9 protein-coding genes are annotated in these 8,691 nt (G+C 70.4%); 1 reads left to right on the top strand and 8 read right to left on the bottom strand.

From position 1 onward, the window contains the following. The 8 genes from WA805_RS10455 to pgsA all read right to left on the bottom strand — a co-directional run. On the bottom strand, window positions 1-423 hold a 423-nt coding region (locus WA805_RS10455), incomplete at its 3' end, for a GNAT family N-acetyltransferase (RefSeq protein WP_425242241.1). A gap of 11 nt (window positions 424-434) precedes the next feature. Continuing rightward, window positions 435-1,190: a YebC/PmpR family DNA-binding transcriptional regulator gene (locus WA805_RS10450; RefSeq protein WP_422282061.1), complete on the bottom strand. Its 756-nt coding sequence runs from the start codon at window positions 1,188-1,190 to the stop codon at window positions 435-437. Next, window positions 1,187-1,774 carry a pyridoxal 5'-phosphate synthase glutaminase subunit PdxT gene (gene pdxT / locus WA805_RS10445; RefSeq protein ID WP_422282063.1) on the bottom strand — a complete coding sequence of 196 codons (588 nt, stop codon included), beginning with the start codon at window positions 1,772-1,774 and terminating at the stop codon, window positions 1,187-1,189. Before pdxT ends, WA805_RS10450 begins: the two co-directional genes overlap by 4 nt. 196 nt (window positions 1,775-1,970) lie before the next feature. Then, window positions 1,971-2,882 (bottom strand): pyridoxal 5'-phosphate synthase lyase subunit PdxS, encoded by a 912-nt coding sequence (gene pdxS / locus WA805_RS10440; RefSeq protein WP_422282065.1) that lies wholly within the window; start codon window positions 2,880-2,882, stop codon window positions 1,971-1,973. 67 nt (window positions 2,883-2,949) lie between these two features. Then, complete coding sequence (locus WA805_RS10435; protein ID WP_422282067.1) at window positions 2,950-3,489, bottom strand: hypothetical protein; 540 nt, start codon at window positions 3,487-3,489, stop codon at window positions 2,950-2,952. Next, the gene (locus tag WA805_RS10430; protein ID WP_425242240.1) at window positions 3,486-4,613 is read right to left on the bottom strand and encodes a glycosyltransferase family 4 protein; all 1,128 of its coding nucleotides are present in this window, start codon (window positions 4,611-4,613) and stop codon (window positions 3,486-3,488) included. The genes WA805_RS10435 and WA805_RS10430 overlap by 4 nt, the downstream gene beginning before the upstream one ends. Then, the gene (locus WA805_RS10425; RefSeq protein WP_422291111.1) at window positions 4,610-5,638 is read right to left on the bottom strand and encodes a phosphatidylinositol mannoside acyltransferase; all 1,029 of its coding nucleotides are present in this window, start codon (window positions 5,636-5,638) and stop codon (window positions 4,610-4,612) included. The genes WA805_RS10430 and WA805_RS10425 overlap by 4 nt, the downstream gene beginning before the upstream one ends. A gap of 4 nt (window positions 5,639-5,642) precedes the next feature. After that, window positions 5,643-6,299, bottom strand: a complete 657-nt coding sequence (pgsA, locus tag WA805_RS10420; RefSeq protein ID WP_422282073.1) for a phosphatidylinositol phosphate synthase — start codon at window positions 6,297-6,299, stop codon at window positions 5,643-5,645. 164 nt (window positions 6,300-6,463) lie between these two features. On the opposite strand from pgsA, the gene WA805_RS10415 reads away from it, so the two are divergent. Continuing rightward, on the top strand, window positions 6,464-8,626 hold the full coding sequence (locus WA805_RS10415) for an elongation factor G-like protein EF-G2 (RefSeq protein ID WP_425239282.1): 2,163 nt from the start codon (window positions 6,464-6,466) through the stop codon (window positions 8,624-8,626). The last annotated feature ends 65 nt before the right edge of the window (window positions 8,627-8,691 follow it).

The raw sequence follows: 8,691 nt of genomic DNA, 5'->3' as shown, positions 1-8,691 counted from the left end.
GGCCGGGATCGTCGCGTGGTACCTGCCGCCGGCCAGCTCCCAGCCGAGCGACCGGTAGATCGGCATGGTCGCCGGGTACAGCGCCGCCAGCGGGTACCCGCGCGCCGCGATCGCGGCGAGCAGCCCGGTCATGAGGCGGCGGCCGGTGCCGTGGCCGCGGTACTCGGGAGCGACCTTGACGGAGGACACGCCCGCGCAGGGCACAGCGCGGCCGGCCCACCACTGGCGCAGGTCGTGGAAGAACGCCGCGCCGGCGGCCTGCTGGCCGGCGAACGCGCCGAGGAACATGCCCTGCCGCGCCCGGAGCCTGGCGGTGTAGAGCCAGCTCGCCTTCTGCGCCGGGGAGTAGATGCCGAACGCCCGCTGGCCCAGGTCGACCTGGGCGTCGAAGTCGTCTTCCGGCGTGACCGGCCGGATCACCACGTCAGGCACGGTCAGCTTTCGAGCTTCTCCATGACGTCGTCGGCGACGTTGTAATTGGCGTACACGTCCTGCACGTCGTCAGAGTCCTCGATCGCGTCGATCATCTTGAACACGCGCTTGGCCTGGTCCTCGTCGAGGTCGATCTCGACGCTGGGCAGGAACGCGGCGTCGGCCGACTCGTAGTCGATGCCGGCGTCCTGCAGGGCGGTGCGGACCGCCACCATGTCGGTCGGCTCGGAGATGATCTCGAAGGAGTCGCCGAGGTCGTTGACCTCTTCGGCGCCGGCGTCGAGGACCGCGGTGAGCACGTCGTCTTCTGCCAGGTCCCTGGTCTTGTTGACGATCACCACGCCCCTGCGGCTGAACAGGTACGACACCGAGCCCGGGTCAGCCATCGAGCCGCCGTTGCGAGTGAACGCGACGCGGACGTCGGAGGCGGCGCGGTTGCGGTTGTCGGTCAGGCACTGCACCAGGACGGCCACGCCGCCGGGGCCGTAGCCCTCGTAGGTGATCGTCTCGTACTGGGCGCCGCCCGCCTCCTGACCAGAGCCGCGGCGGACCGCGCGGTCGATGTTGTCGTTCGGCACCGAGCTCTTCTTCGCCTTCTGGATGGCGTCATAAAGCGTGGGGTTGCCGGCCGGGTCACCGCCGCCGGTACGCGCGGCCACCTCGACGTTCTTGATCAGCTTGGCGAACAGCTTGCCGCGCTTGGCGTCGACCACCGCCTTCTTGTGCTTGGTGGTGGCCCACTTGGAGTGGCCGCTCATGAACTTCCCTTCACGATCTGCGTAAAAAGCTTGTGAATGCGCCGGTCCTGGGTGAGTTCCGGATGGAACGCGGTGGCGAGTAGCGCACCGTGCCGGACGGCGATGATCCTACCGTTGTCCTCGGCGAGCACGTCGACGTCGGGCCCGGCCCGCTCGACCCACGGGGCGCGGATGAACACCGCGTGGAACGGCTCGCCGTACTCGTCGTCTCGCAGCGTGATGTCGCGCTCGAAGGAGTCGACCTGCCGCCCGAACGCGTTCCTCCGCACGGTCATGTCGATGCCGCCGAACGTCTGCTGGCCTTGCACGCCATCCTGGAGCCGGTCGGCAAGCATGATCATCCCGGCGCAGGACCCGAAAGCGGGCAGCCCGCCGGCGATGAGCTTGCTCAGCGGGTCCATCAGCTCGAACGCGGTGGCTAGCTTCCACAGCGTCGTCGACTCGCCGCCAGGAATCACCAGCCCGTCGACGGCCTCGATCTCGGCGAGGCGCCGCACGGGCTTAGCGTCCGCGCCGGCCTCTTCGAGCGCCAGGACATGCTCGCGAACGTCACCCTGCAGAGCGAGTACACCAATGACCGGCAAGCTGGATTCCCCCTTGGAGTTCACACTGCCCGGCGGCGGGGCATACGTCACCGCTACCGGCTTCAGAGGATCAATGAGTAGAACACGATAGCGGAGGCACTTCTTCCCCGAAGGGGGTCGATGGGCCACCGACCCCCAAAGAAGGTGGTCGATGGGCCATCGACCACCTTTAGCTGGAGCCTATGGGGCCTGCGGGTTACCAGCCGCGCGAGGCGTAGTGCTGGTCCGACGGGAGCGTGTCGATGTTGATGCCGACCATGGCCTCGCCGAGGCCGCGGGAGACCTTCGCGATCACGTCGGGGTCGTCGTAGAACGTGGTCGCCTTGACGATCGCGGCGGCGCGCCTGGCCGGGTCGCCGGACTTGAAGATGCCGGATCCGACGAACACACCCTCGGCGCCGAGCTGCATCATCATCGCGGCGTCGGCGGGCGTCGCGAGGCCGCCCGCGGTGAACAGCACGACGGGCAGCTTGCCCGCCTTCGCCACCTCGGCCACCAGCTCGTACGGCGCCTGGAGCTCCTTCGCGGCGGTGAACAGCTCGTCGGCGGGCAGGCCGGCGAGCCGCCTGAGCTCGTCGCGCATGCGGCGCATGTGCCTGGTGGCCTCCACCACGTTGCCCGTGCCCGCCTCGCCCTTGGACCTGATCATCGCCGCGCCCTCGGCGATCCGGCGCAGCGCCTCGCCCAGGTTCGTCGCGCCGCACACGAACGGCACGGTGAACTTCCACTTGTCCACGTGGTGCGCCTCGTCGGCCGGCGTCAGCACCTCGGACTCGTCGATGTAGTCGACGCCGATCGCCTGCAGCACCTGGGCCTCGGCGAAGTGCCCGATGCGGCACTTGGCCATCACCGGGATCGACACCGCGCTGATGATGCCGTCGATCATGTCCGGGTCGCTCATCCGGGCCACGCCGCCCTGCGCCCGGATGTCCGCGGGCACCCGCTCGAGCGCCATCACGGCGACCGCGCCCGCGTCCTCGGCGATCTTGGCCTGCTCGGCCGTCACCACGTCCATGATCACGCCGCCCTTGAGCATCTCCGCCATGCCGCGCTTCACGCGCGCGGTGCCGGTCTCTTTCTCCGCGGGAACGACGTTTTCGCTGGCCACTGTCAAAACCTCCTGGTAGGGCGTGCCTGGGTCCATCCTATGCGAGCCGCCAGGAGCCGGATCGGGCTCAGCCGGGGCCGTCGCCGTCGGGCAGCGCGTCGTCGATCTCGAAGAACTCGGGACGCGGGGCGCTGCCCGCCAGCCGGAAGACCCTGGCCAGCGGCCGCCGCCTGGCGTAGATCGTCCTGGCGGCCAGGTCGTTGTAGAACTTGCGGGCGATGAACACCTGCTGGGCGGCCGCCTCCACCTCGCTGATCAGCTCGGGGCCGCCGTCCATGTCCTCGAGCTCCTTGCGGAAGCCCGGCTGGCCGAAGACGGCGCGCAGGGCCTGCGTCAGGTCGCTTTCCGCGAGGTCGCGCTCGGCCTGGCCGACCTCCCTGGCGCGGCGCACCGCGTCGGCGAGCAGCAGGCTGGTCGCCGGGTCGAGCAGTCCAGAGGAGGCCAGCTCGTAGGCCGCGGAGCTGCGCCGCACCATCGCCAGGTCCAGCGCGGTGCGGGCCGCCTCCAGCCGGTTGTGCAGCCGGTCCAGCCTGCTGGCCCGCCACGAGATGTAGAAGCCCCACAGCACCATGGCGAGGACGACGAGGACGAGGTACGTCCACATCATTGGGCAACTCCCACCGTGGCGCGGCCGAGCACCACGGTCTCGTAGACGCTCAGCACCTCCCTGGCGACGACGTCCCAGTCGTACTCGGCGACCGCGGCGAGCGCGGCCACCGCGAGGTCGCCGCGCCGCGCCGGGTCGTCGAGCAGCCGCTCCGCCGCGCGCGCCAGGTCGGCGGGGTCGCCGTTGGCGAAGAGCTCGCCCGCCTTGCCGTTCCTCAGCACCTGGCGGAAGGCCTCGATATCGCTGGCGACGACCGGCACCCCGGCCGCCATCGCCTCCGCGGTAACGATGCCGAAGGACTCGCCGCCGGTGTTCGGCGAGCAGAACACGTCGACGGAGTGCAGCACCCGCACCTTCTCCTCCTCGTCGACCTCGCCGAGGAAGACGGCCCGCTCGCGCAGCGGCTCTGGCAGCTTGTGCAGCTGCGCGGCGGCGTCGCCTGGGCCGGCGACGAGCAGCCGCAGGCCGGGCCGCTCCGCCGCCAGGATCTCGAAGGCCTTCAGCAGCACGGCCAGCCCCTTGCGCGGCTCCTCCATCCGGCCGAGGAAGCCGATCGCGCCGCCGGGTCCCGGCCAGCCGTCCAGCGGGACCGCGTGCCGGTACCGCTTTGTCGCCACGCCGTTGGGGATGAGCACGGCGTCGCCGCCGAGATGCTCGACCAGCGTCGTGCGCGCCGCCTCGGAGACCGCGATCCGGCCGTCGATCTTCTCCAGCGCGCTGCGCATCACCGGCTGGGTCGCCAGCAGCACGCGCGAGCGCCGCATCGCGGTGTGCACGGTCGCCACGATCGGGCCCGCGGCCACCCAGCAGGCCAGCAGCGGCAGCGACGGCACGGTCGGCTCGTGCACGTGCAGCACGTCGAAGTCGCCCTCCTTGAGCCAGCGGCGGACCCGGCCCACGGACAGCGGCCCGAACGCCAGCCGGGCCACCGACCCGTTGTACGGCACCGGTACCGCCCGGCCCGCCGGGACGACGTAGTCCGGCAGCGGCTGGTCGTCGTCGGCCGGGGTGATCACCGACACCTCGTGGCCGAGCCCGATCAGCGTCTCGGCCAGGTCCCTGATGTGCTGCTGCACTCCCCCGGGCACGGCCCAGGAGTACGGGCAGGCGATCCCGATTCTCACGGGTCCACCAGTCTCTCGCCGTCACCGTCGCGGGTGTTGCCGTTGCCGTTGCGGGTGTTGCCGTTGCCGTTGCGGGCGCGGCTCTTGGCGAGGCGCTCGGGGTCGAGGTCGGCGACGAACAGCTTCTGCAGCATGTGCCAGTCTTCCAGGTGCTCCGTGATGCCGTGCTCGAAGGCCGTCGCCATCTGCTGGGTCATCACGGCGACCTTCTGCTTGCGGTCGCCGCCGGCCGGCACGGGGATCTCGTCGCCTATATGCGCGCCCCAGCCGGTGTCACCCTCGAACCAGCACGACACGGGCATCAGTGCCGCCCCGGTCTGCACGGCCAGCGCCGCCGGGCCGGCCGGCAGCAGTGCCTTCTCGCCGAAGAAGTCGACTTCCACGCCGGTGTCGGACAGGTCCCTGTCGGCCACGATGCACACCAGCTTGCCAGCGCGCAGCCGCTGCGCCATCACCCCGAACGGGTGCGGGCCGCCGGTCGTCGGCAGCACCTCCATGCCGAGGCCCTCACGGAACTTCAGCCAGCGCTCGAAGACCGAGTCGGGCTTGAGCCGTTCGGCCACGGTGGTGAACGAGCCGGCGCCGACCAGGATCACCCAGCGGCCCGCCTGCTCGAAGTCGCCCATGTGCGGCAGCGCGTAGATGACGCCGCGGCCGTTCTTGAGATGCTCCAGGGTCAGGTCGAGGTTCTGCTGGTTGACGTGCATCTCGTCCACGATCCGCTCGTCGGGTATCACCTGCAGGCGGAACGTCTCGAGGTAATAGCGCGCGTAGGAGCGGAGCACCGCGCGGGACAGGGTGCGCAACTCCTTGCCGTCGATATCGGCGGGACCAGAGGCGGCTGCTTCCGTTCTGAGGACCCTGACGAGGTTCCCCTCGAGAACCTGCACGCCGTGACCCTGCCTCCGCCAGGCGATGTCCGCCCCGAACCTGAACAGGGGGCGCACCCAGGGCTCGGGCAGCCGGCACACCAGCGTCCAGCCCGCGCCGAACCCGGCGCTGATCACCCGCTCCCGCAGCTTCACCCGCTCAGCCTTCTTTCTTGCTCGTCGCGTCCTTGCTCGTCGCGTCCTTGCTCTTCGCGTCCTGGCTCTTCGCGTCCTTGTGCACCGCGACCATCCGCTGCGTCAGCGTGATCGCGCTGCCCGCCGCGAGCGCCCACATCCCGATCGGCAGCACGTACGGCACGCCGAGCCCGGACAGGCCGATGCTCGTCAGGCTGATCAGGATCCGCTCCGGCCGCTCGATCAGGCCGACGTCGGCGTTCAGGCCCAGCGACTGGGCGCGGGCCTTGACGTACGAGATGCACATCCCGCAGGCCAGGCAGAACAGGCTTACCACGGCGAGCACGTGGTCGGCGGGATTGCGGATGAACCAGATCGTGATGCCGCCGAACACCGCCGCGTCGGCGAACCTGTCCATGGTCGAGTCGAGGAACGCGCCGTACGGGCCCGAGCTGCCCTTCATCCGCGCCAGCTGGCCGTCGAGCATGTCGAGGAAGACGAAGAACGTGGCGATCGCAGCGCCGGGGAACAGCCAGCCGATCGGGAACAGCGCGAGCGTGCTCGCGCACACGCCGACAGTGCCCGCGACAGTGATCATGTTCGGCGTGATCGGCGTGCGGGCCAGCGCCTGTCCTATCGGGTTGAACAGGCGGGCAAAGAAGGGGCGCAGAAAGTTCAGCATGACCGTGATGATCTTACTGGGAGTCCTACCGGGGGGAAGTGCGGCGGATCCCCCGGTCACCTGCTCGCTACCTGGCGGATTCTCGCCAGGGGTCTTGTGGTAACGCGGCCGTCGGGTTCACGCTGTGAGGACGGCAGCTCATCGAGCGCAAGGAGGCGACGGGAGTGACGGAGACAACGGGTGCAGCCGGCTCCGCCGGCGGCAGGGTACCGGCGGCCGGCCAGCCAGGAAGCATACGCAACGTCGTGCTGGTCGGCCACTCGGGAAGCGGGAAGACGACGCTGGTCGAGGCCCTGCTTTCGCACACGGGAACCATTCAGCGACCGGGCCGGATCGAGGACGGCGGCACGGTCAGTGACTTCGACGAGGTGGAGATCCGCCAGCAGCGGTCGGTGAACCTGACGCTGGCGCCGTTCACGTACGAGGGCGTCACGGTCAGCCTGCTCGACACCCCTGGCTACGCCGACTTCACCGGTGACCTGCGAGCGGGGCTGCGGGCCGCGGACTCCGCGCTGTTCGTCGTCGCGGCGACCGACGGCGTGGACGGGGTCACGCGGATGCTGTGGGAGGAGTGCGCCGCGGTCGGCATGCCGCGCGCGGTCGTCATCACCAAGATCGATCACCAGCGCGCGGACTACGCGGCGGCGCTCGAGGCGTGCCGCGCGGCGTTCGGCGAGGGTGTCGCGCCGCTGTACCTGCCGGTGGGCGGGGGCCCGTCCGGGGGCGGCGGGGTCACCGGGCTGATCGGGCTGCTGTCGGAGACGCTGTACGACTACTCGTCAGGGTCGCGGGCCACCGGGTCGCCTGAGGGCGAGGACGCGGACCGGATGGCGGCGGAGCGGGACTCACTGATCGAGGGCATCATCACCGAGAGCGAAGACGAGTCCCTGATGGACCGGTACCTCGGCGGCGAGACGATCGAGACGTCGGTGCTGATCCAGGACCTGGAGAAGGCGGTGTGCCAGGGCAGCTTCTACCCGGTGCTCGCCGTCGCCTCGCCGCTCGGTATCGGCATGGACGAACTGCTCGAGATCGTCACCCAGGCGTTCCCCTCTCCGCTGGAGCATCCGCTGCCCCCGGTGACGACGCCGGAGGGCAAGCCGGTCTCCGGGCTGTCCTGCGACCCCGAGGGGCCGCTGCTCGCCGAGGTCGTGAAGACGACGTCCGACCCCTACGTCGGCCGGATCTCGCTGGTGCGCGTGTTTTCCGGCACGCTGCGGCCGGACATGACCGTGCACGTCTCCGGGCACGGGCGCGCGGAGCGCGGGCACCCGGACCACGATGACGACGAGCGGATCGGCGCGCTGACCTCGCCGCTTGGCAAGCAGCAGCGGCCGCTGACGGCGTGCCCCGCGGGGAACATCTGCGCCGTCGCGAAGCTGGGCACCGCGGAGACCGGCGACACGCTGTCGTCGAAGGAACAGCCGCTGATCATGGAGCCGTGGTCGATGCCTGACCCGCTGCTGCCCGTCGCGATCGTCGCCAAGTCCAAGACCGACGACGACAAGCTGTCGGCCGCACTGTCCAGGCTCATCGCCGAGGACCCGACGATGCGGCTCGAGAACAACCCCGAGACCCACCAGCTCGTGCTGTGGTGCATGGGCGAGGCGCACGCCGACGTGCTGCTCGACCGGCTCTCGTCCCGGTACGGGGTCTCGGTCGACACCGTGTCGCTGCGGGTGCCGCTGCGCGAGACGGTCGCGACGTCGGCGCGCGGGCTCGGCCGGAACGTCAAGCAGACCGGCGGGCACGGCGAGTTCGGGATCTGCCAGATCGAGGTGGAGCCGCTGCCGAACGGCGCCGGCTTCGAGTTCGTCGACAAGGTAGTGGGCGGCGTCGTCCCACGGCAGTACATTCCCTCGGTGGAGAAGGGCGTCCGGGCGCAGCTCGAGCAGGGCGTGCTGGCCGGCTACCCGATGACCGGCGTCCGGGTGACGCTGTTCGACGGGAAGGCGCACTCGGTGGACTCCTCCGACATGGCGTTCCAGAAGGCCGGCCGGGCCGCCTTGCGGGACGCGGCGGAGAAGGCGACGCCGATGCTGCTCGAGCCGGTGGACGAGGTGTCCATCCTGGTACCCGACGACTACGTCGGGGCGGTCATGTCCGACCTGTCGGGCAGGCGCGGGCGGGTCATCGGCAGCGAGCCCGTGGGCGTGGGGCGGACGCTGATCCGCGCCGAGGTGCCTGAGCTGGAGATCACCCGGTACTCGATCGACCTGCGTTCGGTCTCGCACGGGACCGGGTCGTTCACCCGCGGCTACCTGCGCCACGAGCCGCTGCCCTCGCACCTGGCCGCAAAGGTCGCCGCCGACTCCCGCCCGGAGTAGGCGGCGGCCTCGGCGCGGCCGCATGACGGCTGCCGATTGCGCAGCCGGCACCGGTAGCACGGGCC

The sequence above is a fragment of the Trebonia sp. genome, from assembly GCF_049794275.1.
GTDB lineage: Bacteria > Actinomycetota > Actinomycetes > Streptosporangiales > Streptosporangiaceae > Trebonia.
Note: the sequence above shows the minus strand (reverse complement) of the source record. Positions and strands in the feature narration are given on the sequence as shown.

Excerpts from the sequence above, each read along its gene's own strand:
- WA805_RS10435 (WP_422282067.1), bottom strand. The coding sequence starts at position 3,489 with ATGATGTGGACGTACCTCGTCCTCGTCGTCCTCGCCATGGTGCTGTGG.
- pgsA (WP_422282073.1), bottom strand. The coding sequence starts at position 6,299 with ATGCTGAACTTTCTGCGCCCCTTCTTTGCCCGCCTGTTCAACCCGATA.
- WA805_RS10450 (WP_422282061.1), bottom strand. The coding sequence starts at position 1,190 with ATGAGCGGCCACTCCAAGTGGGCCACCACCAAGCACAAGAAGGCGGTG.